The 25906-nt window shown below is 46.5% G+C and carries 25 protein-coding genes; 21 read left to right on the forward strand and 4 right to left on the reverse strand.

What is annotated here, in order from left to right; translation table 11 throughout:
- Positions 1-13 precede the first annotated feature (13 nt).
- The 16 genes from mnmE (at position 14) to glmU (ending at position 15186) form a co-directional block, all read left to right on the forward strand.
- Positions 14-1375: a tRNA uridine-5-carboxymethylaminomethyl(34) synthesis GTPase MnmE gene (gene mnmE, locus TW84_RS01815; protein WP_045973977.1), complete on the forward strand. Its 1362-nt coding sequence runs from the start codon at positions 14-16 to the stop codon at positions 1373-1375.
- Between the two features lie 53 nt (positions 1376-1428).
- Positions 1429-1863, forward strand: a complete 435-nt coding sequence (gene mioC / locus TW84_RS01820) for an FMN-binding protein MioC (RefSeq protein ID WP_045973978.1) — start codon at positions 1429-1431, stop codon at positions 1861-1863.
- 446 nt (positions 1864-2309) lie between these two features.
- Positions 2310-4205 carry a tRNA uridine-5-carboxymethylaminomethyl(34) synthesis enzyme MnmG gene (gene mnmG / locus TW84_RS01825; RefSeq protein ID WP_045973979.1) on the forward strand — a complete coding sequence of 632 codons (1896 nt, stop codon included), beginning with the start codon at positions 2310-2312 and terminating at the stop codon, positions 4203-4205.
- Entirely contained in the window at positions 4205-4837 is a 633-nt protein-coding gene (rsmG, locus tag TW84_RS01830) for a 16S rRNA (guanine(527)-N(7))-methyltransferase RsmG (protein ID WP_045973980.1), read from the forward strand. Before mnmG ends, rsmG begins: the two co-directional genes overlap by 1 nt.
- 14 nt (positions 4838-4851) lie before the next feature.
- Positions 4852-5625 (forward strand): ParA family protein, encoded by a 774-nt coding sequence (locus tag TW84_RS01835; RefSeq protein ID WP_006957452.1) that lies wholly within the window; start codon positions 4852-4854, stop codon positions 5623-5625.
- Between the two features lie 22 nt (positions 5626-5647).
- Positions 5648-6529, forward strand: coding sequence for a ParB/RepB/Spo0J family partition protein (locus TW84_RS01840; RefSeq protein ID WP_006957451.1), 882 nt, complete (start codon positions 5648-5650; stop codon positions 6527-6529).
- Positions 6530-6715: 186 nt separating this feature from the next.
- The gene (locus tag TW84_RS01845) at positions 6716-7105 is read left to right on the forward strand and encodes a F0F1 ATP synthase subunit I (protein WP_019273969.1); all 390 of its coding nucleotides are present in this window, start codon (positions 6716-6718) and stop codon (positions 7103-7105) included.
- Between the two features lie 8 nt (positions 7106-7113).
- Positions 7114-7926 (forward strand): F0F1 ATP synthase subunit A, encoded by an 813-nt coding sequence (gene atpB / locus TW84_RS01850; protein WP_006957449.1) that lies wholly within the window; start codon positions 7114-7116, stop codon positions 7924-7926.
- A gap of 57 nt (positions 7927-7983) precedes the next feature.
- Positions 7984-8238 carry a F0F1 ATP synthase subunit C gene (gene atpE, locus TW84_RS01855; protein WP_006957448.1) on the forward strand — a complete coding sequence of 85 codons (255 nt, stop codon included), beginning with the start codon at positions 7984-7986 and terminating at the stop codon, positions 8236-8238.
- A gap of 72 nt (positions 8239-8310) precedes the next feature.
- A complete protein-coding gene (gene atpF, locus TW84_RS01860; protein WP_006957447.1) occupies positions 8311-8781 on the forward strand; it encodes a F0F1 ATP synthase subunit B in 471 nt (156 codons plus the stop codon).
- Positions 8782-8795: 14 nt separating this feature from the next.
- The gene (gene atpH, locus TW84_RS01865) at positions 8796-9329 is read left to right on the forward strand and encodes a F0F1 ATP synthase subunit delta (RefSeq protein WP_021458003.1); all 534 of its coding nucleotides are present in this window, start codon (positions 8796-8798) and stop codon (positions 9327-9329) included.
- A gap of 13 nt (positions 9330-9342) precedes the next feature.
- On the forward strand, positions 9343-10884 hold the full coding sequence (gene atpA, locus TW84_RS01870) for a F0F1 ATP synthase subunit alpha (RefSeq protein WP_045973981.1): 1542 nt from the start codon (positions 9343-9345) through the stop codon (positions 10882-10884).
- Between the two features lie 43 nt (positions 10885-10927).
- The gene (gene atpG, locus TW84_RS01875) at positions 10928-11794 is read left to right on the forward strand and encodes a F0F1 ATP synthase subunit gamma (RefSeq protein ID WP_006957444.1); all 867 of its coding nucleotides are present in this window, start codon (positions 10928-10930) and stop codon (positions 11792-11794) included.
- 35 nt (positions 11795-11829) lie between these two features.
- Entirely contained in the window at positions 11830-13233 is a 1404-nt protein-coding gene (gene atpD / locus TW84_RS01880; protein ID WP_006957443.1) for a F0F1 ATP synthase subunit beta, read from the forward strand.
- Between the two features lie 18 nt (positions 13234-13251).
- The gene (locus TW84_RS01885) at positions 13252-13674 is read left to right on the forward strand and encodes a F0F1 ATP synthase subunit epsilon (protein WP_006957442.1); all 423 of its coding nucleotides are present in this window, start codon (positions 13252-13254) and stop codon (positions 13672-13674) included.
- Between the two features lie 150 nt (positions 13675-13824).
- The gene (glmU, locus tag TW84_RS01890; RefSeq protein WP_045973982.1) at positions 13825-15186 is read left to right on the forward strand and encodes a bifunctional UDP-N-acetylglucosamine diphosphorylase/glucosamine-1-phosphate N-acetyltransferase GlmU; all 1362 of its coding nucleotides are present in this window, start codon (positions 13825-13827) and stop codon (positions 15184-15186) included.
- 45 nt (positions 15187-15231) lie between these two features.
- On the opposite strand, the gene TW84_RS01895 is transcribed toward glmU, so the two are convergent.
- Positions 15232-15972: an amino acid ABC transporter permease gene (locus TW84_RS01895; protein ID WP_045973983.1), complete on the reverse strand. Its 741-nt coding sequence runs from the start codon at positions 15970-15972 to the stop codon at positions 15232-15234.
- A gap of 91 nt (positions 15973-16063) precedes the next feature.
- On the opposite strand from TW84_RS01895, the gene TW84_RS01900 reads away from it, so the two are divergent.
- Entirely contained in the window at positions 16064-16840 is a 777-nt protein-coding gene (locus tag TW84_RS01900) for a transporter substrate-binding domain-containing protein (protein ID WP_045973984.1), read from the forward strand.
- A gap of 47 nt (positions 16841-16887) precedes the next feature.
- Here TW84_RS01900 and punC read toward each other — a convergent pair whose 3' ends face one another.
- Positions 16888-18087, reverse strand: a complete 1200-nt coding sequence (gene punC / locus TW84_RS01905; RefSeq protein ID WP_045973985.1) for a purine nucleoside transporter PunC — start codon at positions 18085-18087, stop codon at positions 16888-16890.
- Between the two features lie 140 nt (positions 18088-18227).
- Here punC and punR point away from each other — a divergent pair, with 140 nt between their 5' ends.
- Positions 18228-19145 carry a DNA-binding transcriptional activator PunR gene (gene punR, locus TW84_RS01910; protein WP_045973986.1) on the forward strand — a complete coding sequence of 306 codons (918 nt, stop codon included), beginning with the start codon at positions 18228-18230 and terminating at the stop codon, positions 19143-19145.
- Between the two features lie 153 nt (positions 19146-19298).
- Here the strand turns inward: punR and fadA are convergent, their stop codons facing one another.
- On the reverse strand, positions 19299-20474 hold the full coding sequence (fadA, locus tag TW84_RS01915; RefSeq protein ID WP_045973987.1) for an acetyl-CoA C-acyltransferase FadA: 1176 nt from the start codon (positions 20472-20474) through the stop codon (positions 19299-19301).
- Positions 20475-20486: 12 nt separating this feature from the next.
- A complete protein-coding gene (fadB, locus tag TW84_RS01920; protein WP_045973988.1) occupies positions 20487-22658 on the reverse strand; it encodes a fatty acid oxidation complex subunit alpha FadB in 2172 nt (723 codons plus the stop codon).
- A gap of 257 nt (positions 22659-22915) precedes the next feature.
- Between fadB and TW84_RS01925 the strand changes: the two genes are divergently transcribed.
- The 3 genes from TW84_RS01925 to hemG are packed head-to-tail and all read left to right on the forward strand — an operon-like array spanning position 22916 to position 25579.
- Positions 22916-23539 (forward strand): YigZ family protein, encoded by a 624-nt coding sequence (locus TW84_RS01925; protein WP_045973989.1) that lies wholly within the window; start codon positions 22916-22918, stop codon positions 23537-23539.
- Positions 23540-23584: 45 nt separating this feature from the next.
- Positions 23585-25042, forward strand: a complete 1458-nt coding sequence (locus TW84_RS01930) for a TrkH family potassium uptake protein (RefSeq protein ID WP_045973990.1) — start codon at positions 23585-23587, stop codon at positions 25040-25042.
- A 9-nt stretch (positions 25043-25051) separates the two neighbouring features.
- Entirely contained in the window at positions 25052-25579 is a 528-nt protein-coding gene (gene hemG / locus TW84_RS01935; RefSeq protein ID WP_045973991.1) for a menaquinone-dependent protoporphyrinogen IX dehydrogenase, read from the forward strand.
- Positions 25580-25906 lie beyond the last annotated feature (327 nt).

The following is a 25906-nucleotide window of genomic DNA, read 5'->3' on the forward strand; positions in this document are numbered from 1 at the left end:
ACAGGCTACCACTATGACTACAGAGACCATTGTCGCTCAAGCAACTGCGCCCGGACGAGGCGGTGTCGGCATTATTCGCGTATCCGGTCCCCTTGCGGCCAAAGTCGCTTCTGAGGTAACAGGCAAAGAGTTACGTCCAAGATACGCCGAGTATCTACCATTTACGGCTCAGGATGGTACTCAGCTCGATCAAGGTATCGCGCTGTACTTCCCTAATCCAAACTCCTTTACCGGAGAAGATGTTCTAGAGCTGCAAGGCCATGGCGGCCCAGTCGTTATGGATATGCTGATCAAGCGCATCCTGCAAATTCCCGGGATCCGCACTGCTCGCCCGGGTGAGTTTTCAGAGCGCGCTTTCCTCAACGACAAGCTCGATTTAGCCCAAGCAGAAGCCATTGCGGACTTAATTGATGCCAGCTCAGAACAAGCGGCAAAATCGGCCCTTAAATCGCTTCAAGGCGCGTTTTCAAATCGAATACAAACTTTGGTAGAGTCTCTGATACACCTGAGGATCTACGTTGAAGCCGCAATTGATTTCCCCGAAGAAGAAATCGACTTTCTTGCCGATGGTAAAGTCTCTGCCGACCTACAGACGATTATTGATAACCTGACAGCCGTGCGCAAAGAAGCAACACAAGGCGCTATCATGCGTGAAGGGATGAAGGTAGTCATTGCCGGTCGACCAAATGCAGGCAAATCCAGCCTTCTGAACGCTCTGTCAGGTAAAGAGTCTGCCATTGTGACCGACATTGCTGGCACCACCCGAGATGTATTGAGAGAGCACATCCATATTGATGGCATGCCACTGCATATCATCGATACAGCAGGTCTGCGCGATGCGTCAGATGAAGTCGAAAAAATAGGTATCGAACGAGCGTGGGAAGAAATCGAGCAAGCCGACCGCGTTTTGTTCATGGTCGATGGCACCACCACAGATGCCACTGACCCGACAGAGATTTGGCCTGACTTCGTCGATCGATTGCCGAACAATATCGGCATGACGGTGATCCGCAATAAAGTCGATCAAACCGATGAAACACTTGGCATCAGTCATGTCAACGATCCAACGCTGATTCGTCTGTCGGCCAGAACAGGTCAAGGCGTCGAATCACTACGTACGCACCTTAAAGAGTGCATGGGCTTTGCGGGTGGGCACGAAGGCGGCTTTATGGCTCGTCGTCGCCACCTAGAAGCACTGGAAAAAGCGGCTCAACACCTTGATATAGGTCAGCAGCAACTGGAAGGTTACATGGCGGGCGAAATCCTCGCAGAAGAACTGAGAATTGCGCAGCAGCACCTCAATGAAATCACCGGAGAGTTCAGCTCAGATGACTTGCTCGGGCGCATCTTCTCCTCCTTCTGCATTGGCAAATAATCCCCATACGCGCGACTTCTGAGTCGCGTGTTTTTTAGGTAAAAGGAAACCCTATGATCCAAATAATTACTGGCAGTACATTAGGCGGTGCTGAATACGTTGGCGATCATCTCAGTGATCTCCTAATTGAAAAAGGTTTTGAGACCTGTATTCACAATCAACCTGATCTGAGTGAGATCCCGGCTGAAGGCACCTGGCTACTAATCACATCCACCCATGGTGCCGGTGAATACCCAGATAACATTCAGCCATTTATCCAAGCCCTGCAAAACACTCCTCCAAGAATGTCTGGGGTTAAGTATGCCGTGATAGCGATTGGCGACTCCAGTTACGATACATTTTGTGCTGCGGGCCAACATGCTCATGCGCTACTCGAGGATATCGGTGGTACACCGGTTGCAGACTGTCTGACAATCGATGTGCTCAGTCATGATGTCCCAGAAGATGCCGCTGAGGTTTGGCTAGCCGACCATATTGATAGCCTATAACCCCAATAAGGAAGTGATTGCTCATTGTCATTTCCTTTCTTCTTTCTCAATCCGGTTAAATTTAAATCGTTCTCCCTGTGGATAAAATACAAAGTATCCGGTGATTAACCTATAGTTATCCAAATAATAACTCTTAACTCATTTTTCACCTGTGAATAACTAGCCATTTTGATCTCAGGTAATCCTCGATCTGATCAAGGCAAGATCACATCATTTGATCTGTTTAAGATCCATGATCTTGTTGATCATTTTTTACTTATCCACAGAGATCGTCGATCCTTATAATAGATCTAATAAAAGATCATATATAGAGATCCTATATTAATAAGCTTTGTCAGAGGCTTAGATTAAAAACGCGAAAAGCGATTTTCTATCAATGTGAAAGCAGGTAGAATAGCGCTCCTTTTTATCTGCCCATCTCTCTATTGAATACCAGAGGTCAGTTCATGCTTTATCACGAAAAATTTGACGTCATTGTTGTCGGTGGCGGACACGCAGGAACGGAAGCCGCACTCGCATCAGCTCGCACAGGACAAAAAACGCTGTTATTGACGCATAACATCGACACTTTAGGTCAGATGTCATGTAACCCAGCCATTGGCGGTATAGGTAAAGGCCACCTAGTCAAAGAAGTCGACGCGATGGGAGGCCTAATGGCCCAAGCTATCGATCACGCTGGTATTCAATTTAGAACCCTCAATGCATCCAAAGGTCCCGCAGTTAGAGCAACTCGTGCTCAAGCTGACCGTGCCCTGTACAAAGCTTATGTCCGTGAGGCTTTAGAAAATGCACAAAACCTAACTTTGTTCCAGCAATCTGTCGATGATCTGATTGTTGAGCAAGACAAAGCCGTAGGTGTTGTGACGCAAATGGGGCTTCGTTTCCACGCGAAAGCCATTGTATTAACAGTTGGCACTTTCCTTGGCGGTAAGATCCATATTGGTATGGAGAGCTCATCAGGGGGCCGTGCAGGCGATCCTCCATCGATCGCTTTAGCGGATCGTTTACGCGAACTGCCATTCAGAGTTGATCGCCTTAAAACAGGTACGCCACCACGAATTGATGCACGTAGTGTTGATTTCTCTCAATTGGAAACACAACATGGTGATAATCCAACACCTGTATTTTCCTTTATGGGCCAAAGAACGCAGCACCCACGTCAGATCCCATGTTTTATCACTCACACCAACGATCAAACACATGAAGTGATCCGCAATAACTTAGATCGTAGCCCTATGTATGCGGGCGTAATCGAGGGAATTGGTCCACGCTACTGCCCGTCGATTGAAGACAAAGTAATGCGTTTTGCTGACAAGAACAGCCATCAGATCTTTATCGAGCCTGAAGGACTGAACACGCATGAGCTCTATCCAAACGGTATATCAACCAGTTTGCCGTTTGATGTCCAAGTTCAAATTGTCCGTTCTATGAAAGGGTTTGAAAATGCCCACATCGTGCGACCAGGCTATGCGATAGAATATGATTTCTTCGATCCACGTGATTTAAAACAGACTTACGAAACTAAATTTATTAATGGTTTGTTCTTCGCTGGCCAGATCAACGGTACCACTGGTTACGAAGAAGCTGCTGCGCAAGGCTTAATGGCTGGCTTGAACGCGAGTTTGTACAGTCAGGACAAAGAGGGTTGGAGTCCACGTCGTGATCAAGCTTACGTTGGCGTCTTGATTGATGACTTGTCCACGATGGGGACGAAAGAGCCATATCGTATGTTCACTTCACGCGCCGAGTATCGCTTGTTGCTGCGTGAAGATAACGCAGATTTGCGTTTAACAGAGCAGGCGCGTGAACTTGGTTTGATCGATGATCTTCGTTGGGCACGTTTCAACGAAAAGATCGACAACATGACCAAAGAGCGACAGCGCCTGAAAGACACTTGGATGAATCCTAAATCACAAGGTATTGATGCGCTTAACCAATTGCTAAAAACACCAATGGTGCGTGAAGCCAGTGGTGAAGATTTGCTGCGTCGTCCTGAGATGACCTATCAACAGCTGACAGAGCTAGAGGCCTTTGCGCCTGCGATGGAAGATCATCAGGCGGCAGAGCAAGTGGAAATCCAAGTTAAATACGAAGGTTACATTAAGCGTCAGCAAGACGAGATTGAAAAATCTCTACGCCATGAACATACGCACCTGCCACTTGATATGGATTACGCCAACGTGAAAGGCCTATCGAACGAAGTGGTGGCGAAATTGAATGAATCTAAGCCTGAATCTATTGGTATCGCATCACGCATTTCTGGAATTACACCAGCGGCTATTTCCATCTTGCTGGTTCATCTTAAGAAACAAGGCATGCTGAAAAAAGGTGAGGAGGCATAATGAGTGTATTACGCCATCAATTGGACTCACTGATTGCTAAAACCACGCTTGAAGTTTCAGATCGTCAACGAGAGCAACTTGTTGGTTATGTTGAAATGCTCAACAAATGGAACAAAGCTTATAATCTGACATCTGTACGTGATCCTAGTGACATGCTGGTGAAACACATTCTAGATAGCATAGTGGTCAGCACTCACTTACAAGGCCAACGTTTTATTGATGTTGGTACAGGTCCTGGCCTACCGGGGATCCCTTTGTCTATTATGAATCCAGACAAAGAGTTCTATTTGCTTGATAGCCTTGGCAAGCGTATTCGCTTCATAAAACAAGTGCTGCATGAACTCAAGATCGGTAATGTTACGCCGATTCAAAGCCGTGTTGAAGAGTTTCAGCCACAAGACAAATTTGATGGCGTGTTGAGCCGAGCATTTGCTTCTATGGTTGATATGGTGGAGTGGTGTCATCACCTACCAAAAGAACAAACGGGCTGTTTTATGGCCCTCAAGGGCCAACTGCCTCAAGATGAAATTGACCAGCTTCCAGATTGGTGTTCTGTGACCGACATCAAAGCTTTACAAGTTCCTGAATTGGAAGGTGAGCGTCATCTAGTAATCTTAACCCGCAAGGAATAAAAGCGAGGTTCACCGTGGGAAAAATCGTAGCAATCGCCAACCAGAAAGGTGGAGTTGGTAAAACAACAACGTGTATCAACTTAGCCGCGTCTATGGCCGCGACCAAGCGTAAGGTCTTGGTGATTGATCTCGACCCGCAAGGTAACGCTACTATGGCTAGTGGCGTAGATAAGTATCAGGTGGATGCCACTGCTTATGAGTTGTTGGTTGAAGACGTCGCCTTTGATGATGTCGTGTGTCGCAAAACCTCTGGCAATTATGATTTGATTGCCGCCAACGGTGACGTTACTGCCGCTGAAATCAAACTAATGGAAGTGTTCGCACGTGAAGTTCGTCTTAAGCACGCTCTTGCGTCAGTTCGTGATAACTATGATTTCATCTTTATCGATTGTCCTCCATCGCTAAACCTTCTTACAATCAATGCCATGGCCGCAGCAGATTCGGTCTTGGTTCCTATGCAGTGCGAGTATTTTGCACTGGAAGGTTTAACAGCATTAATGGATACCATCAGTAAGCTGGCAGCGGTGGTAAATGAAAATCTTAAAATCGAAGGTCTGCTTCGCACCATGTATGACCCTCGTAACCGCTTGTCAAACGAAGTGTCCGATCAGTTGAAAAAGCACTTTGGTAACAAGGTGTACCGCACTGTTATTCCGCGTAATGTTCGTCTGGCTGAAGCGCCAAGTCATGGTAAACCAGCCATGTACTACGACAAATACTCCGCAGGCGCAAAAGCGTATCTGGCTCTAGCCGGAGAAATGCTGCGCCGCGATGAAGTCCCTGCATAACCCAACCAAAGGAATTTGTCTCATGTCTAAACGTGGTTTAGGTAAAGGGCTTGATGCTCTGCTTTCAACGAGCTCGCTCGCACGTGAAAAACAGCAAAGTGCATTGCACAGCCAAGAGCTTTCCTCTGATGGGGAACTGACGGATTTAAGCATCAACAGCCTTAAGCCTGGTGTCTATCAGCCCCGTAAGGATATGGAGCCTGAAGCACTGGAAGAACTAGCGGCTTCGATAGAGTCTCAGGGGATTATTCAGCCGATTGTGGTTCGTCAGGTTGAAAACGACAAATTTGAAATCATCGCAGGGGAACGACGTTGGCGTGCGGCACGTAAAGCGGGTCTAAAGCAGGTGCCGTGTGTGATCAAAAACGTTGACGATCGTGCAGCTATAGCGATGGCGTTGATCGAGAACATTCAGCGGGAAGATCTTAATGTGATCGAAGAGGCGGTCGCTCTAGATCGTCTTCAGGAAGAATTTTCTCTCACCCACCAGCAAGTGGCTGAGGTGATCGGTAAGTCGCGCGCTACTGTGAGTAACTTGTTGCGACTGAATCAGCTGGAAATGGACGTCAAGTATCTCCTTTCGGAAAAAATGCTCGAAATGGGTCACGCACGCGCACTCTTGGCATTGGAAGGAGAAGAGCAGGTTGAGGTCGCTGAGCTAGTCGCGAAGAAGCGAATGACTGTTCGTCAGACAGAACAGTTAGTGAAAAAGTGTCTCCAGCCGCAATCTGAAGAGAAAAACGAGCTTCAAGACACTGAGGCACAACAAATGTCACAGAAATTGAGTGAAATGCTCAGTGCTAAAGTGGCAATCGTGCGTGCCAAGAACGGTGCGTCGAAAGTTACGATTAGTCTTGATGAGCCTCACAAATTAGAGCAACTGATTGCCAAGCTTGAAGGCTAAATGAGATAATTGATTTCGATCAATTGTGTAAAAAAACGAATTTTTGTGCGGAAGTTGTCGGTTTGTAAACAAAATTGTAACTTTTTGCGGTGTTTTAATTGCATTCAATAGGACTCACCGTATAATTTTCGCCAATTTCCCAGCATGAGGTAGTAACGCTGTGGATTTTACTCGAGGTACGAATACATGGTAGCTGCGTTAGCTAGACCAGGACGAGAGCTTGCAAAGCGATTGTTAATGATCCAGTTTGGCGCGGTTACACTAATGGCGGCAGGAATGGCAGTGGCTGTGAATGCTGAATGGGGGCTTTCAGCACTGATTGGTGGCGGCATTTTTGTTGTTGCTAATGCGGTGTTCGCATTGTTTGCTTTCATGTATGGTGGGGCTCGCGCTGCAAAGCGTATCGCGAACTCTTTCTATGCAGGTGAAGCACTGAAAATCCTTATCACAGTGGCGCTTTTTTCCTTTGCTTACATGTATATACAGGTGGAACTTGTTCCCCTTAAGCTAACCTATTTGCTGGCTCTAGGTATTAATATCTGTGCGCCAGTGCTATTCATTAACAACAAAAAATAGGATGAGTTATGGCTGCGCCAGGTGAAGCGCTAACTGCGTCCGGATACATTTCCCACCACCTTACAAACCTTTCTACTTATAAGTTAGGTCTTGTAGCGGAGGAGGCAAGTTTCTGGAACGTACATATCGATAGCCTGTTTTTTTCTTGGTTTACTGGTTTAATTTTCCTAGGAATCTTTTACAAGGTAGCAAAGAGAACAACAGCGGGTGTACCAGGTAAGCTTCAGTGTGCTGTAGAAATGATCGTTGAATTTGTCGCGGAAAACGTCAAAGACACGTTCCATGGACGCAACCCACTGATCGCGCCTTTAGCACTGACTATCTTTTGTTGGGTATTCTTAATGAACTTGATGGACTTAGTGCCAATCGACTTCTTACCTTACCCAGCAGAGCATTGGCTTGGTATTCCTTACCTTAAGGTTGTACCGTCTGCTGATGTGAATATCACCATGGCTATGGCTCTAGGCGTTTTCGCTCTGATGATTTACTACAGCATCAAAGTGAAAGGTCTAGGTGGATTCGCTAAAGAATTAGCACTACATCCATTCAATCACCCACTGATGATTCCGTTTAACCTACTGATTGAAGTGGTCTCGCTACTTGCGAAACCTCTGTCTCTTGGTATGCGTCTATTCGGTAACATGTTCGCGGGTGAGGTTGTATTCATTCTTTGTGCGGCAATGCTACCATGGTACTTGCAATGGATGGGTTCACTACCGTGGGCAATCTTCCATGTCTTGGTTATCACGATTCAAGCCTTCGTGTTTATGATGTTGACAATTGTTTACCTGTCAATGGCACACGAAGACAGTGATCATTAATTTTTTTAAAGCTTTTTATTTGGGCAACTAGCCAACAACTATAAATTGGAGATAGTAATGGAAACTTTACTGAGCTTTTCTGCAATCGCCGTAGGTCTTATCGTCGGTCTTGCTTCTCTTGGTACTGCGATTGGTTTCGCACTTCTAGGTGGTAAATTCCTTGAAGGTGCAGCACGTCAACCAGAAATGGCTCCTATGCTACAAGTTAAGATGTTCATCATCGCGGGTCTACTTGATGCGGTTCCAATGATCGGTATCGTAATCGCACTTCTATTCACATTCGCGAACCCATTCGTTGGTCAACTAGGTTAATCACTCTTAACTTTCGACAAGCTTTGGCTTGTTATTGATTAATACTAAGTCCGAATAGAAGGGGTAGCTGTTGTGAATATAAACGCAACTCTGCTAGGTCAAGCAATCTCGTTTGCACTGTTTGTGTGGTTCTGCATGAAGTATGTATGGCCGCCATTGATGCAAGCGATCGAAGAGCGTCAGAAGAAAATTGCTGACGGTCTACAAGCAGCTGAACGTGCTGCAAAAGACTTGGATCTAGCGCAAGCAAACGCTTCTGAACAGATGAAAGAAGCGAAGCGCACAGCAACAGAGGTCATCGAGCAAGCGAACAAGCGCAAAGCTCAAATTCTAGATGAAGCTCGTGAAGAAGCTCAGGCAGAACGCCAGAAGATTCTTTCACAAGCGGAAGCTGAACTTGAAGCTGAACGCAACCGTGCACGCGATGAGCTGCGCAAACAAGTTGCAACTCTGGCTGTAGCTGGTGCTGAGAAAATCATTGAGCGTTCTATCGATAAGGATGCGCACAAAGATATTCTCGACAACATTACTGCAAAACTTTAAGTCTGGGGGCGCCTATGTCTGATTTGACTACTATCGCACGCCCCTATGCTAAAGCAGCATTCGACTTTGCAGTGGAAAAAGGCGCGTTGGACCAATGGGGTCAAATGCTTTCTTTTGCTGCTGAAGTAGCTAAAAACGAACAGATGCACGAACTCCTAACGGGTTCGGTTTCTGCCGATAAACTGGCAGAAGTATTTGTAGCAGTTTGCGGCGATCAAGTTGATGCTCATGGCCAAAACCTATTGAAGGTGATGGCAGAGAATGGCCGATTAGCGGCCCTTCCTGATATTTGTGAACAGTTCTTTGCTCTTAAAAAAGAGCATGAGAAAGAAGTGGATGTTGAAGTTATTTCAGCATCAGACCTTTCTGATGAGCAGCTTGCAGGTATCAGCAGCAAACTTGAGCAGCGTCTTGAACGCAAAGTTAAGCTGAATTGCAGTGTAGATGAGGCCCTACTTGGTGGGGTGATTATTCGAGCCGGAGACTTAGTCATCGATGACTCAGCGCGTGGTCGTTTGAACCGCCTGAGCGATGCATTGCAGTCTTAATGGGGATTGGAGCATGCAACTTAATTCCACGGAAATCAGCGATCTAATCAAACAGCGTATCGAATCTTTCGATGTTGTTAGTGAAGCTCGCAATGAAGGTACTATCGTTTCGGTAAGCGATGGTATCATCCGCATTCACGGCCTAGCGGACGTGATGCAAGGTGAAATGATTGAATTACCGGGTGGCCGTTATGCACTGGCACTTAACCTTGAGCGTGACTCGGTTGGTGCAGTTGTAATGGGCCCATATGCTGACCTTAAGGAAGGCATGAAAGTTACAGGTACTGGTCGTATTCTTGAAGTACCAGTTGGTCCAGAACTACTAGGTCGCGTAGTAAACACGCTAGGTGAGCCTATCGATGGTAAAGGTCCAATCGAAGCGAAACTGTCTTCACCTGTAGAAGTGATTGCACCAGGTGTAATCGACCGTCAATCGGTTGATCAGCCTGTTCAAACTGGTTACAAATCTGTTGACTCAATGATCCCAATCGGTCGTGGTCAGCGTGAGCTTGTTATCGGTGACCGTCAGACTGGTAAAACAGCAATGGCGATCGATGCAATCATCAACCAGAAGGACTCTGGTATTTTCTCAATCTACGTAGCAATCGGTCAGAAAGCATCGACTATCGCTAACGTAGTTCGCAAACTAGAAGAGCACGGCGCGCTAGCGAACACTATCGTTGTTGTTGCATCTGCTTCTGAATCTGCAGCGCTACAATACCTAGCGCCATACGCAGGCTGTGCGATGGGTGAATACTTCCGTGATCGCGGCGAAGACGCACTGATTGTTTATGATGATCTATCTAAGCAAGCTGTCGCTTACCGTCAGATCTCTCTACTACTAAAACGTCCACCGGGTCGTGAAGCTTTCCCTGGTGATGTTTTCTACCTTCACTCTCGTCTACTAGAGCGTGCTGCTCGTGTAAGCGCAGAATACGTAGAAAAGTTCACTAACGGTGAAGTGAAAGGTAAGACTGGTTCTTTGACTGCTCTTCCTATCATCGAAACTCAAGCTGGTGACGTTTCAGCATTCGTACCGACTAACGTAATCTCGATTACCGATGGTCAGATCTTCCTACAGACTGAGCTATTCAACGCAGGTGTTCGTCCAGCGGTTGACCCAGGTATCTCAGTATCTCGTGTAGGTGGTTCAGCTCAGACGAAAATCATCAAGAAGCTATCAGGCGGTATTCGTACTGCACTAGCTCAGTACCGTGAACTAGCGGCTTTCGCACAGTTCTCGTCTGACCTTGATGAAGCGACAAAGAAACAGCTAGACCACGGTCAGAAAGTTACAGAACTAATGAAGCAGAAGCAGTACGCTCCTATGTCTGTATTTGACCAAGCTCTAGTTATCTTTGCGGCAGAGCGCGGCTACCTAGCAGATGTTGAACTCAGCAAGCTGCTAGATTTCGAGGCGGCTCTACTATCGTATGCTCGCGGTCAATACGCTGAATTTGCAGCTGAGATCGACAAGACGGGTGCTTATAACGATGAAGTTGAAGCTCAGCTTAAGAAACTGACTGACGACTTCAAAGCAACCCAAACTTGGTAATAGGTCGGTGGCAGTCTCTGCCACCAACTAATGGAGAGTAACGATGGCCGGCGCAAAAGAGATACGTAATAAAATCGGTAGTGTGAAAAGCACTCAGAAAATTACGAAAGCGATGGAAATGGTAGCAGCTTCAAAAATGCGTCGTTCTCAAGATGCAATGGAAGCTTCTCGTCCATACGCTGAAACAATGCGTAAAGTGATCGGTCACGTGGCAAACGCAAATCTAGAGTACCGTCATCCGTACCTAGAAGAGCGTGAAGCGAAGCGAGTTGGTTACATCATCGTTTCTACAGACCGCGGCTTGTGTGGTGGCTTGAACATTAACGTGTTCAAGAAAGCTGTTATAGACATGCAAGCTTGGAAAGAGAAAGGTGCTGAAGTGGAGCTGGCGGTTGTCGGTTCTAAAGCTACAGCGTTTTTCAACAACAGTGGCGCTAAAGTCGCTGCGCAGGTTTCTGGTCTGGGCGATAGCCCAAGCTTAGAAGACCTAATCGGTTCTGTAAGCGTAATGCTGAAGAAATACGATGAAGGTGAACTGGACCGTCTGTATGTAGTGTTCAACAAATTTGTGAACACCATGGTTCAAGAACCAACGATCGATCAATTGCTACCTTTGCCTAAATCAGATAGCGAAGAAATGCAGCGTGAGCACTCATGGGACTACATCTATGAACCTGAGCCACAACCTCTGCTGGATGCACTGTTAGTGCGTTACGTAGAGTCTCAGGTATATCAAGGTGTGGTTGAGAACCTTGCTTGTGAGCAAGCGGCTCGAATGATTGCGATGAAAGCTGCAACAGACAACGCCAGCAACCTGATTGAAGACTTAGAACTTGTGTACAACAAAGCCCGTCAGGCTGCGATTACACAAGAACTGTCTGAAATCGTTTCAGGTGCTGCAGCGGTTTAAGCTTAGGTAAAACGAAATAGTTTAGAGGATTAACGATGGCTACAGGTAAGATCGTACAGATCATCGGTGCGGTAGTCGACGTAGAGTTCCCACAGAGCGAAGTACCTAGTGTATATGACGCTCTAAACGTAACGGACTCAAAAGAGCGTCTAGTTCTTGAAGTTCAACAACAGCTAGGCGGTGGCGTAGTTCGTTGTATCGTAATGGGTAGCTCTGATGGTTTACGTCGTGGAGTTGAAGTGGTTAACACTGGCGCTCCAATTTCGGTACCAGTAGGTACTAAGACCCTAGGTCGTATCATGAACGTTCTAGGTGACGCGATTGACGAGTGTGGTGAGATCGGTGCAGAAGAGACTTACTCTATTCACCGCGAAGCACCAAGCTACGAAGAGCAATCAAACGAAACAGCTCTACTAGAAACTGGCGTGAAAGTAATCGACCTAGTTTGTCCATTCGCTAAGGGTGGTAAAATTGGTCTATTCGGTGGTGCAGGTGTAGGTAAGACCGTTAACATGATGGAGCTTATCAACAACATCGCACTACAACACTCTGGTCTATCTGTGTTCGCAGGTGTTGGTGAGCGTACTCGTGAAGGTAACGATTTCTACTTTGAAATGCAGGAAGCGGGCGTTGTAAACGTTGAGAAGCCTGAAGAATCAAAAGTAGCGATGGTTTACGGTCAGATGAACGAGCCACCAGGTAACCGTCTACGTGTTGCACTGACTGGTCTAACAATGGCTGAGCGTTTCCGTGACGAAGGTCGTGACGTACTACTGTTTGTTGATAACATCTACCGTTACACACTAGCGGGTACAGAAGTATCAGCACTTCTAGGTCGTATGCCATCTGCGGTAGGTTACCAGCCTACTCTAGCAGAGGAAATGGGTGTACTTCAGGAGCGTATCACGTCAACTAAGCAAGGTTCTATCACGTCTGTACAGGCGGTATACGTACCTGCAGATGACTTGACTGACCCGTCTCCTGCAACTACGTTCGCGCACTTGGATGCAACGGTTGTACTTAACCGTAACATCGCAGCGATGGGTCTATACCCAGCGATCGACCCACTAGATTCAACATCTCGTCAGCTTGACCCGCTAGTAGTAGGTCAAGAGCATTACGATATCGCTCGTAACGTTCAGCAGACACTTCAGCGTTATAAAGAGCTGAAAGACATCATCGCGATCCTAGGTATGGACGAGCTATCTGAAGAAGATAAGCAAGTTGTATCTCGTGCACGTAAGATTGAGCGTTTCCTAACTCAGCCTTACCACGTAGCGGAAGTATTCACTGGTGACCCTGGTATCTACGTACCTCTTAAAGAGACTCTACGTGGCTTCAAAGGTCTACTAGCTGGTGATTACGACGACATTCCAGAGCAAGCGTTCATGTACTGTGGTGCAATTGACGATGCTATCGAGAATGCGAAGAAGCTATAAGGCTAACTAGGAGGCGATATGGCACCAATAACCTTTCACCTAGACGTAGTAAGCGCTGAGAAGAAAATCTTTTCAGGTCGTGTTGAAACGTTTCAGGTGACCGGTAGCGAAGGTGAGCTAGGTATTTTCCACGGCCACACTCCGCTACTGACCGCTATCAAGCCTGGTATGGTGCGTATTGTGAAACAGCACGGCCACGAAGAAATCATTTATGTTTCTGGTGGTATGGTGGAAGTTCAGCCAGGTACAGCGACTGTGCTGGCTGATACGGCTATCCGTGGTGAAGAACTAGACGCAGCGAAGGCAGAAGAAGCCAAGCGTCGCGCTGAGGAGAGTATCCAGAATCAGCACGGCGATATGGACTTCGCTCAAGCGGCCAGTGAGCTGGCGAAAGCCATTGCTCAGCTACGTGTTATCGAGCTGACAAAGAAACGTCGTTAATTCAATTGCGGTGTTTTAAAAATGATAAAGGCGGTCATATGACCGCCTTTTTGCTTAATTTTTAACGGAAATTTTTCCAGATCAATTAACTAATCCCTGATTAGTGTCTAGAATAGCCATCAGTTTAACAACAAGCATATAGGTTACTGAATGAAATTTAGCGCGGTGATCCTCGCAGCGGGTAAAGGCACTCGCATGTACTCGAATAAGCCAAAAGTACTGCATACCTTGGCGGGTAAACCCATGGCCAAACACGTGATTGATACGTGTTGCAGTTTAGGCGCGCAGAATGTTCATCTGGTTTATGGTCACGGCGGTGATCAGATGCAGGCTGAGCTGGCAGAGGAATCTGTGAACTGGGTACTGCAAGCTGATCAGTTAGGTACTGGTCACGCAGTGGATCAGGCTTCTCCTCAGTTTGAAGATGACGAGAAGATCCTCGTTCTCTACGGTGATGTACCGCTGATCTCAGAAGAGACAATAGAAAGCCTATTGGATGCGCAGCCTACAGGTGGTATCGCGTTGCTGACGGTGGTATTGGATAATCCGATGGGATATGGGCGCATCGTGCGTCGCAATGGCCCTGTTGTTGCCATCGTTGAGCAGAAAGATGCGACGGAAGAGCAGAAGCTGATCAAAGAGATTAATACTGGTGTAATGGTTGCTACTGGCGGTGACTTGAAACGTTGGTTATCGGGCCTGAATAACAATAATGCTCAGGGCGAATATTACTTAACAGATGTGATTGCCGCGGCTCATGATGAAGGTCGTGCGGTAGAAGCTGTTCATCCAGTAAACCCAATTGAAGTAGAAGGCGTTAACGACCGTGCTCAGTTAGCTCGTTTAGAGCGTGCTTTTCAGTCTATGCAAGCTCAAAAGTTGTTGGAGCAGGGCGTTATGTTACGCGATCCGGCACGTTTTGATCTGCGCGGTGAGTTGCAGTGTGGTATGGATTGTGAAATCGATACCAACGTCATTATTGAAGGCAAAGTAACCTTGGGCGACAACGTGATCATTGGTACTGGAAGTGTACTGAAAGATTGTGAAATCGACGACAATAGTGTCATTCGCCCTTACAGTGTGATTGAAGGCGCGACGGTTGGTGAAGAGTGTACAGTTGGTCCGTTCACACGTTTACGCCCAGGTGCAGAGATGCGTAATGACTCTCATGTGGGTAACTTTGTTGAAGTGAAGAATGCACGCATTGGCGAGGGTTCTAAAGCAAATCACCTGACCTATTTGGGTGATGCGGAAATTGGTCAACGCACAAATATTGGTGCAGGCACGATCACTTGTAACTATGATGGCGCAAATAAATTTAAGACCATCATCGGTAACGATGTGTTTATTGGCTCTGACAGTCAGCTGGTGGCTCCTGTTACTATCGCGGATGGTTCAACCGTCGGCGCTGGCACGACAGTAACTAAAGACGTTGCAGAAGGTGAGTTAGTGATTACTCGCGCGAAAGAGCGCAAAATCACAGGCTGGCAGCGCCCAGTGAAACAAAAGTAAACCTAAATCTTTAAAAAACGCCGCTTATTGCGGCGTTTTTTATAGCTAGTTACTTGGAATCGCAATACGTCGCTCTAGCCACCTGACTGCCTGCGATACCAACAGAATTAAAATCAGATACTCCAGCACAAGAAAAGTATAAATCTCAAGGGGTAAATACTCATTGACCACCAGCTCATTTGCTCGCCGCGTTAAATCGCTCAGTCCAATCACGCTGACCAACGAACTCATTTTCAAGATATAGACAAACTGGTTACCGAGTGGTGGCAGGATTTGTCTAAATGCTTGTGGCAGGATGACCAAGCGCATTTTTTGCCAGTAATTCAGTCCGAGTGACTCAGCAGCCTCATGTTGCCCTTTGGCGATGGACTGGATCCCGCCGCGAAAAACTTCCGCCATGAAAGCACTTTCTGCAACGGTTAGGGCGATAACACCTGCCCAAAAATGATCGAGTGAGATATCCAGCAGTGTTGGTAGGCCGTAATAGACCCACAATAGCAGAACGAGTACAGGAATCGAGCGTATGACCTCAACATAAACTCTATTCAGGCCATTGATCCATCTTGAATTTGATAGTGAAGGTAGGGCAACCAACAAACCTATTAGCATTGCCAGAGTTATGCTCAATAGCGAAATCGTGATGGTGTCGTAAAATCCTGTGCTTAGAAACTTCAGGTTTGTCTGACCTTGCTCCGTCGAAGGATCGAGTACATACCAGCCCCATTGATAGTCACTACAGCCAGTGAGAAGGAGAGTGGTGGTCAGCCAGAAATAACGATAGGTCACATTACATCCTGTATTGTCTAAAAAAACTGCTTTGTTGCTGCTATGTTAGCAGTGAACGATCACAGAGCGTAATAACTTTAAGGAAGATTAAATGAACAAGTTCATCCTAGCACTCGGACTGTGTGTTTTGTCAATTGGTCAGGCAGCGGCCGAGACAAGTCGACTCCATGAGATTCTTGATAGCGGGGTGTTACGGGTAGGGACGACTGGGGACTGGAATCCGATGACAATGAAAGATCCGGCTACCGATAGCTACCGAGGCTTTGACATTGATGTAACCACTGAGCTGGCCAAAGATTTAGGCGTCAAAGTTGAATATGTTGCAACGGATTGGAAGACATTGGTCAACGGCATCACCGCCAATAAGTACGACATTACGGGCAGTGCCTCTTTGAATATGTCTCGCGCGAAGGTAGCCGGCTACAGCCAAGCGTATTTCTACTTGGCTTTCGTCCCTGTGGTACAGAAAAAAGATCTGCAAAAGTTCACAGACTGGAGCGATTTTGACAAGGCAGAGGTGAAAGTTGCTGCGACATTGGGGACGGTGCAAGAAAAGATGGTCAAAGAATTCTTTCCTTCGGCAAAACACATTGTGATTGAAGCGCCGGCGCGAGATTTCCAAGAATTATTAGCTCGCCGTGCAGATGTTTCCGTGACATCGAATGTTGAAGCAGCAACGTTAGTTGAGAAGTTTAAACAACTCGCGATTGTGCCTGTAAAAGAGCCACGCAAACCTACCCCGATTGCGATGCTGCTGCCGCAGGACGATCAAGTATGGATTAACTACATTAATCACTGGGTTGAACTGAAAAAGACCCAAGGCTTCTTCAAACAAACTGCTGAGAAATGGGGATTGAAGAGCAAGTAATTGCTTTGTCGAAGAAAGAGCCGCACAACGCGGCTCTTTTTAATTGGTTACTCGTCACTAACGACACGAGAATTGTCTGGGGCAGTAAACTGCTGCGATAATTGACGGTTAGAAACAATGTAGCCAATCCACAGACCGCTCATACAAATCACGATTGCAATACCTGTGACTACTTGAGCTTGGCTGGCCATCGCCGCGACTAACGCACTGGCGAGACTGCTGACGCAGATCTGCAAGCTGTTTTGTAACCCTGCCGCAGTGGCTGGGCTCTGCTTAGCGCTGGCCAATGCACGGTTGACGACAACCGGGTAAAGCGCACCGTTAGCGACAGCAATTAAGCAGAAGGGTGCAAGAATCGGCCAGATGGATGTGAGCTGCCATTGTGAGGCGATAAACACGAGTAGTGAGGCGACACTGAATAATCCAATCAACTGACGCAGTACTTTTTCATCCCCGTATTTGGCCACCCCTTTTTTGCCCAAGTAACCACCAGCCATAAAGGCGATCGTCTGAGGAATAAAACTGAGACCGATGTCTTTGGCTTCGTAGCCAAGCTGAGCCATGATTTCTGGCATACCGGTCAGATACGCGAAGAATGCAGCTGATGCGGTAGCAAACATCATGACGTTGCCCAGATAAGTCTTTGAGCTTACTAGTGCTTTGATATCTGAGCTCATGCTAGTCTGCTTAGCTGGCTCCTTTTCATTGCTTTGTGCCATCGTCGTGGCTACTAGCAACAATCCCATTAGTGTCAGAGCAACAAAAATACTGTGCCAGCCAAAGCTATCTGCCAGTACAACACCCAATTGCGGTGCTAAAGCAGGTGATAGCGCTACTAGCGGCATAATGGTGGCGAAGATTTGTTGGCTGCTGCTGGAGTAACGTTTGATGACCATCGCTTGCCAGATCACTGCAGGAGCGCAGACGCCGATGGCCTGAACGAAGCGAAGTGTCAGTAATTGCCAAACTTGATCGCTGAAAGCAAGACCAAAAGAGGCCACGGTAAACAAACCTAAACCTGCGGCTAGCGTATTTCGATGGCCAAATTTGTCCGATGCTAGTCCCCATAAAAGTTGGCCAATCGCCATACCGACCAGAAATACAGTCAAGGACAGTGCAATTTGTTCTGGGCCAGTAGCAAAATCACCTTCCATTGCTTTGAAGGCAGGTAAGTACATATCAGTGGCAATAAAACCTAGCATTGATAACGAGGCTAAATAGAAAAGTTGTAATTTAGAGATTTTCATCATCTTTCCATTCAAAAAAATTCATGGGTTGTTAAAGTTGGCGCCAACATTTTTATTAACTTTGCTATTCTATTTTTCGTGATAGTGAAATTGAAACGCTAAAATTTGCAGTTATTCATCAAAAAATTTGAAAGGTGGCTATGAGTGTATTTTCTCAAACTTCGTTAGAGCTGGTGGATACAGTGGCTCGTCTTGGCAGCTTTACAGCGGCAGCGGAGGTCTTGCATAAAGTGCCATCTGCCATTAGCTACAGCATTCGTCAAATGGAGCAGGAATTGGATGTTGTGCTGTTTCGTCGCTTACCAAGAAAGGTAGAGCTGACGCCCGCAGGGGAAGTGTTTCTTGAACAGGCTAGGGCAATGCTTCGACAGATGGAAGAAGTGAAAGCGCAAACCAAGCGTGCAGCGCACGGCTGGCAGAAAACACTCAAACTGACGTTAGATAATGTGGTTAAACTGGAGCGTCTCAAGCCATTGATTGAAGATTTTTATCAAACCTTTCCTTACGCTGAACTGCAGATCAATATGGAAGTGTTCAACGGTTCTTGGGAGGCCATATCTCAGGGCAGAGCTGATATTGTCATTGGGGCGACGTCGGCGATTCCTGTGGGGGGAGATTTTGAAGTTCGGGATATGGGTATCTTAGATTGGGCATTTGTCACTTCACCTAGTCACGCTTGTGTACGCCAGCAAAACCTTACTGAAGAATTTGTCAGTCAGTTTCCTGCGATCTGCCTTGATGATACTTCCAATGTACTGCCCAAACGTCACACTGGTCATTATCCTTACCAGCGCCGTTTGCTGCTGCCTAACTGGTACAGTGCCATCGAGTGCTTAAAAAATGGGGTCGGCGTAGGCTATATGCCACGTCATATCGCGATGCCACTGATCCATGAAGGTCAGTTGGTTGAGAAGTTATTGCCAGATGACAAGCCAATCAGTCGCTGTTGCCTAGTTTGGCGCAAAGATGACAATCACAAATTGATTCAGTGGATGGTGGATTATCTAGGTAGTGGGGATAAGTTACATAACGACTGGCTGCGTTATGCATCAAACTGAGTTAAAACCAATTAGCAAAGACATTCGACTTGAAGCCATGAAGTTTAAAACTATCTCAATGAGCTCGGATGTCTGTAGTTGAATGAGAAGAAAGCCTCGTTGTTCAAATAAAAAGGCCTGCTGAGCAGGCCTTTTTGTGTAGTTCAATGTCAACTAAGGGCGTTCAAATACAGTGGCAATCCCCTGGCCTAAACCGATACACATAGTCGCTAAACCATACTTGGCGTCTTTTGACTCCATCAAGTTGATCAATGTAGTTGAGATGCGTGAGCCAGAACAACCTAGTGGGTGCCCTAGTGCAATAGCACCGCCATTGAGGTTAACCTTATCGTCCATCACATCTAGCAGACCTAGGTCTTTTGCACATGGAAGTGATTGAGCTGCAAAGGCTTCATTAAGTTCAACTACATCCATATCTTCAATTGACAGGCCAGCTCGTTTCAGAGCTTTCTGGGTTGCAGGAACTGGACCGTAACCCATGATAGACGGATCGCAGCCCGCAATTGCCATACCTTTAATACGAGCTCGAATCGTAAGCCCGAGCTCATTGGCTTTGTCTTCACTCATGATCAGCATGGCGGACGCGCCATCTGAAAGGGCGGATGACGTACCAGCTGTAACTGTACCATTCGCAGGGTCAAATACCGGACGAAGCTGAGAAAGCCCTTCTACTGATGTTTCTGGACGAATCACCTCATCGTGGTCTAGCGTGAAAAGGGTGCCATCGGCAGCGTGCCCCTCTGTTGGCAGGATCTCGTTTTTAAAACGACCTTCAACCGTTGCAGCGTGGGCTCGAGCATGAGAGCGTGCGGCAAATTCGTCTTGCTGTTCACGGCTGATGCCGTGTAGCTTACCCAGCATTTCGGCTGTCAGACCCATCATACCCGCTGCCTTCGCGACGTTTTTAGACATGCCTGGGTGGAAATCCACACCGTGATTCATTGGTACGTGGCCCATGTGTTCAACACCACCAATCAGACATATTTCAGCATCGCCTGTCATGATAGCGCGTGTACCATCATGCAGAGCCTGCATTGATGAACCACATAGGCGATTAACAGTTACCGCACCAATTTCAATTGGCAAGCCTGCAAGTAGTGCTGCATTACGCGCAACGTTAAAGCCTTGTTCTAACGTTTGCTGTACACAGCCCCAGTAGATGTCTTCAATCTCGCTCGGATTAACTTGAGGGTTGCGAGCCAGAATCCCTTTCATCAAATGGGCTGATAAATCTTCAGCTCGTGTGTGTCGGAAAGCGCCACCTTTGGAGCGCCCCATTGGTGTACGCAGACAATCTACGACAACGACGTTTCTTGTTTGTAAAGCCATGTGGGAATCTCCTTAGATAGAACCGTGTTGCTGAGTGCCATAGAAGGTTTCGCCTTTGGCAGCCATATCAATCAGCATTTGTGGAACCTGATACATAGCACCAAGACCTTGGTACTGCTCTGCCATCGCTACAAATTCAGCGATACCCACACTATCTAGGTAGCGGAACACACCGCCGCGGAATGGAGGGAATCCTAGACCGTATACCAATGCCATGTCGGCTTCCTGTGGAGAAGCAATAATGCCTTCCTGCAAACACAGTGCGACCTCATTAATCATTGGAATCATCATACGTTGAATGATGGTTTGATCGTCGAACTCTTGAGCTTGACTGCATACCTCAGACAAAATCGGTAAAACCTCGTCACTGAAGGTCTTTTTCGGTTTACCACGTTTATCGACACTGTAGCTATAGAAGCCGCTGCCATTCTTTTGCCCGTACTTATTGGCGTCAAACAATGCATCAATGGCGTCGCGAGATGATTTACTCATACGCTCAGGGAAACCTTGCGCCATGACTTCTTGTGCGTGGTGTGCAGTATCAATTCCCACTACATCCAGTAGGTAAGCTGGGCCCATTGGCCAGCCAAACTGGCGCTCCATGATTTTGTCGACTTTAGTAAAGTCTGCACCATCACGAAGTAGCATGCTGAAGCCGCCAAAGTACGGGAAGAGTACACGGTTAACGAAGAAACCTGGACAGTCATTGACCACGATTGGCGATTTACCCATCTTAGCGGCGTAAGCGACAACACGATTGATGGTTTCATCAGAGGTGTGTTCACCACGGATGATCTCAACGAGAGGCATTCGGTGCACTGGGTTGAAGAAGTGCATACCACAGAAATTTTCTGGGCGCTGAAGTGACTTGGCCAATAAGTTAATTGGGATCGTTGAAGTATTGGAAGTGATGACAGTATCTTCGCTGACCTGTTGTTCTACTTCACTTAATACGGCGGCTTTGACTTTCGGGTTTTCTACTACGGCTTCAACAATCACATCCGAATTTTCAATCCCTGCGTAATGTAGGCTAGGAGTAATTGATGCTAGAATACCCGCCATCTTAAATCCATCGATACGGCCGCGTGACAAGCGCTTATTGAGCAGCTTAGAGGCTTCTGTCATGCCGAGGTCCAACGATGCCTGAGCAATGTCTTTCATCATAACCGGCACGCCTTTGAGAGCCGACTGGTAAGCAATACCGCCACCCATAATGCCTGCACCTAGCACGGCTGCGCGTTCAGTTTGTTTGTTGGCATGTTTTGCCGCTTTCTTGGCAATGCCCTTGATGTACTGGTCGTTAAGGAAAAGGCCAACCAGCGCTTTCGCTTCTTCGGATTTAGCCAGTTTGATGAAGTACTTACGTTCAATATCTAGGGCTTCATTACGTGCAAAACGTGAACCTTCTTCAATGGCGATGACCGCTTTCATTGGCGCAGGGTAGTGTGGGCCTGCTTTTTGTGCCACTAAACCTTTTGCCATAGTGAAGCTCATCATGGCTTCTAACTTACTTAGGGTCAGTGCAGAGGTTTTTTGTTTACGGCGTTGCTGCCAATCTAGCTTCTCATTAATTGCTTGTTTGAGTGTTGCTAGTGCTGATTCATACAGTGATTCACTGTCGACAACAGCATCTAGTAGACCAATTTTTAGCGCTTCATCTGCGCGGCAAGCTTTGCCTTGTGTGATGATTTCCATGGCACTGTCAGCACCAATGACGCGAGGGAGGCGCACACAGCCGCCAAAGCCAGGCATGATACCGAGTTTTGTTTCTGGTAAGCCAATGCTTGTGGTTTTATCACCAATGCGCATGTCGGTAGCGAGTACGCACTCACATCCGCCACCAAGAGTATGACCTTTCAGTACAGAAATGGTTGGTACAGGTAGATCTTCAAGCTTATTGAAGATGCTGTTGGCAAATTGTAGCCACTTATCGAGTTCGGCTTCTTCCTTAGCAAATAGACCTAAGAATTCTGTGATATCTGCGCCGACAATGAAGGCATTTTTATCTGAAGTCAGTAACAGGCCTTTTAGACCTTGGTATGCATTCAGGGCATCCAAAGCTTTATCGAGTGATTCCAGAGTGGCGAGGTCGAGCTTGTTGACAGAATTTGGTGAGCAGAAACTTAGCTCAGCGATACCGTCGTGTAATTCCTTTACCTGTAGGGTTTCGGCTTGGTAAATCATTATCTATCTCCATGACATACAATCTTGGGATTGCGCGTATACCAGCCTCAAGCATAAGGCTTGTGGGCCAGCATATAGAAATGTCGCTTTATTCTTATTCTGGTTAGACCAGTTGTTTTAGTGTGGACTCAGCTAGAGTTAAATTCAATACATTTTTTAAACAAGTGTTTAACATTGTGCGCTGTGGCCGATCTTTTAAGGGCTCTTATTAGGAGAGCATGATAAAATGGCATGATAATAAAAACTGACGCAATGATATGAACGACCAGCCCTATCTTATTCCAGCTCAACTTGCTCTATTTGAAGAAGAAATTAAGAAAAGTGTATTTATCACTCAGCTGGTACATACCCCTTCGGTAGAGGCAGCCAAGGCTTTTGTTGAGCAGGTAAAAATGCAGCATTCAGATGCGAGGCATAACTGCTGGGGGTTCGTAGCAGGCCGACCAGAAGACTCTATGCAATGGGGGTTCAGTGATGATGGGGAGCCATCTGGTACAGCTGGCAAACCTATCTTAGCTCAACTATCGGGAGCTGGTGTGGGCGAGATTACAGCAGTTGTGACTCGTTACTCTGGCGGAATCAAGCTAGGCACGGGTGGTTTGGTCAAGGCATATGGTGGTGGTGTTCAGCAGGCTCTCAAGCTGCTTCAAACTATTGAGAAAAAAATAACCACAAAGCTATTACTGGAGTTAGACTATGGCTTAATTGCTATTATCCAGAACCTATTGCCGCAATTTGGCGCGCAACAAGTGGACACTGACTATAGTGAACAAGTAAAGATGGTCGTGGAAATTGAGCTTCGCTATGTGAGTGACTTTACCCAAACCATAATCAACAAAAGTGGAGCCAGAGTTTTGGTTACCCCTTTAGACGGAAAATAAAGAGAATCAGGAAGTCGGAAGCTCAGCTTCAGTCATCATCTATCCATGCAGTTTCGTTCAATTATTCGAATTGTCGGGCTATTGCTCGCACTCTTTAGTGTCTCAATGCTAGCGCCTGCGCTAGTCGCGTTGATTTATCGTGACGGAGCGGGTGTGCCATTTGTCACCACTTTCTTTGTCCTACTTATCTGTGGTGCTATCTGCTGGTGGCCAAATCGACGCCATAAACATGAACTTAAAGCGCGAGATGGTTTCCTTATCGTTGTTTTGTTTTGGACGGTTATAGGTAGTGCGGGGTCGCTTCCTTTCTTACTCTCTGATAACCCTAACGTGTCAGTAACAGACGCCTTTTTTGAATCTTTTTCTGCTCTGACCACCACTGGAGCCACGGTCATTGTTGGACTTGATGAGCTCCCTAAAGCAGTACTTTTCTATCGTCAATTCCTACAGTGGTTTGGTGGAATGGGAATCATTGTACTTGCCGTCGCTATTTTGCCTGTATTGGGTATCGGGGGAATGCAGTTGTATCGAGCTGAGATTCCCGGCCCCGTGAAAGACAGTAAGATGACACCAAGAATTGCTGAAACAGCAAAGGCGCTGTGGTACATCTATCTGAGCTTGACGATCACATGTGCCTTGGCGTTCTGGCTGGCGGGAATGACACCGTTCGATGCCATCGGCCATAGTTTTTCTACGATAGCCATCGGTGGCTTCTCAACTCATGACGCTAGTATGGGCTACTTTGATAGCTACGCGATTAACATGATTACAGTCGTATTCTTGTTGATCTCTGCGTGTAACTATTCTTTGCATTTTGCCGCGTTCGCGTCTGGTGGTGTTCATCCTAAGTATTATTGGAAGGATCCTGAATTTCGTGCTTTTATCTTCATACAGGCACTCCTCTTTGTTGTATGCTTCCTTATCTTGCTTAATCACCATTCCTACGATTCTGTCTATGATGCGTTCGACCAGGCGCTGTTCCAGACGGTGTCTATCTCAACCACTGCTGGTTTTACGACAACGGGCTTTTCAGAGTGGCCTCTATTTCTACCTGTATTGCTATTGTTCTCTTCTTTTATCGGAGGCTGTGCTGGTTCAACGGGTGGCGGTATGAAAGTCATACGTGTCTTGTTACTCACCCTCCAAGGAGCACGTGAGTTAAAGCGTTTGGTACACCCGAGAGCAGTCTACACCATCAAAGTCGGTGGTACGGCACTGTCTCAACGTGTGGTAGATGCGGTATGGGGGTTCTTCTCTGCTTATGCTTTAGTCTTTGTCGTATGTATGCTAGGTCTGATAGCTACAGGTATGGATGAGCTCAGTGCCTTTTCTGCAGTGGCCGCAACTCTAAATAACCTTGGTCCAGGTTTAGGAGAAGTCGCCCTTAATTTTGGTGATGTCAATGATAAAGCCAAATGGGTGTTAATTGTCTCTATGCTGTTTGGACGTCTTGAAATATTTACTTTATTGATTCTACTAACTCCGACATTTTGGCGTAGTTAAGGAGCTTTTGTGACCAAAGCACTATTTCTTTACTCTTCTCGCGAAGGGCAAACCCAAAAGATACTTCGTTATATAGAGCAAGAACTAGCGGAGTTTGACGTGGAAACGCAAGATCTACACAGTGCGGAAAATATCGATTTCGTATCGTATGACAAGGTATTGATTGGAGCTTCAATTCGATATGGCCATTTGAACAAACGTCTGTACCAGTTTATTGAACGGTATAAACAACAGCTAGATTCTAATAAGGTTGCCTTCTTCTGTGTCAATCTGACTGCCAGAAAAGAAGCGCAAGGTAAGGACACACCTGAAGGCAGTGCTTACATTCGCAAGTTCTTAGTCAAGTCATCTTGGAAACCAAAGTTAATCGGCGTATTCGCAGGTGCTCTTTACTATCCACGATATAATTGGTTCGATAAAATTATGATTAAGCTAATTATGAGCATGACTGGAGGCGAGACGGACACCAGTAAAGAGGTCGAATACACCAACTGGAAAAAGGTCTCGTTATTCGCTCAAAAGTTTAGCAATTTGTGAAGATAAGAGTGATATTTGGTCGTTTGGGGTCAAGCTTTAACCGAAAGGTAAGAAAAACTAAAAAAATCATCAAAAGGGGTTGCCAAGAAAATCTTGATCTCTATAATGCCCCCTCGCTGACACGGGAACGCTTCGAAGCCTATGTTTCGAAACCATAAAGCTCAGTTAGCAAGGTCTATTAGCCAAGTGGAAACACTTGAAAATAAGTTTGAAAAAAGTGGTTGACACTAAACTTTATCTCGCTAGAATGACCGCCTCTTCCGAAGTGAGGTTAATCACAAAAGAAGAACGCTCTTTAACAATATAAACCTATCAATCTGTGTGGGC

Origin of the sequence: Vibrio neptunius (assembly GCF_000967495.1) — a bacterium.
Taxonomy (GTDB): Bacteria; Pseudomonadota; Gammaproteobacteria; order Enterobacterales; family Vibrionaceae; genus Vibrio; species Vibrio neptunius.

Coding starts and splice junctions, on each gene's coding strand:
- mnmG (WP_045973979.1), top strand. CDS start 2,310: ATGCTTTATCACGAAAAATTTGACGTCATTGTTGTCGGTGGCGGACAC.
- rsmG (WP_045973980.1), top strand. CDS start 4,205: ATGAGTGTATTACGCCATCAATTGGACTCACTGATTGCTAAAACCACG.
- atpG (WP_006957444.1), top strand. CDS start 10,928: ATGGCCGGCGCAAAAGAGATACGTAATAAAATCGGTAGTGTGAAAAGC.
- atpH (WP_021458003.1), top strand. CDS start 8,796: ATGTCTGATTTGACTACTATCGCACGCCCCTATGCTAAAGCAGCATTC.
- atpD (WP_006957443.1), top strand. CDS start 11,830: ATGGCTACAGGTAAGATCGTACAGATCATCGGTGCGGTAGTCGACGTA.
- atpA (WP_045973981.1), top strand. CDS start 9,343: ATGCAACTTAATTCCACGGAAATCAGCGATCTAATCAAACAGCGTATC.
- TW84_RS01845 (WP_019273969.1), top strand. CDS start 6,716: ATGGTAGCTGCGTTAGCTAGACCAGGACGAGAGCTTGCAAAGCGATTG.
- atpB (WP_006957449.1), top strand. CDS start 7,114: ATGGCTGCGCCAGGTGAAGCGCTAACTGCGTCCGGATACATTTCCCAC.
- mnmE (WP_045973977.1), top strand. CDS start 14: ATGACTACAGAGACCATTGTCGCTCAAGCAACTGCGCCCGGACGAGGC.
- fadA (WP_045973987.1), bottom strand. CDS start 20,474: ATGGCTTTACAAACAAGAAACGTCGTTGTCGTAGATTGTCTGCGTACA.
- TW84_RS01900 (WP_045973984.1), top strand. CDS start 16,064: ATGAACAAGTTCATCCTAGCACTCGGACTGTGTGTTTTGTCAATTGGT.
- fadB (WP_045973988.1), bottom strand. CDS start 22,658: ATGATTTACCAAGCCGAAACCCTACAGGTAAAGGAATTACACGACGGT.
- mioC (WP_045973978.1), top strand. CDS start 1,429: ATGATCCAAATAATTACTGGCAGTACATTAGGCGGTGCTGAATACGTT.
- punC (WP_045973985.1), bottom strand. CDS start 18,087: ATGAAAATCTCTAAATTACAACTTTTCTATTTAGCCTCGTTATCAATG.
- TW84_RS01840 (WP_006957451.1), top strand. CDS start 5,648: ATGTCTAAACGTGGTTTAGGTAAAGGGCTTGATGCTCTGCTTTCAACG.
- TW84_RS01885 (WP_006957442.1), top strand. CDS start 13,252: ATGGCACCAATAACCTTTCACCTAGACGTAGTAAGCGCTGAGAAGAAA.
- atpE (WP_006957448.1), top strand. CDS start 7,984: ATGGAAACTTTACTGAGCTTTTCTGCAATCGCCGTAGGTCTTATCGTC.
- TW84_RS01925 (WP_045973989.1), top strand. CDS start 22,916: ATGAACGACCAGCCCTATCTTATTCCAGCTCAACTTGCTCTATTTGAA.
- punR (WP_045973986.1), top strand. CDS start 18,228: ATGAGTGTATTTTCTCAAACTTCGTTAGAGCTGGTGGATACAGTGGCT.
- TW84_RS01930 (WP_045973990.1), top strand. CDS start 23,585: ATGCAGTTTCGTTCAATTATTCGAATTGTCGGGCTATTGCTCGCACTC.
- glmU (WP_045973982.1), top strand. CDS start 13,825: ATGAAATTTAGCGCGGTGATCCTCGCAGCGGGTAAAGGCACTCGCATG.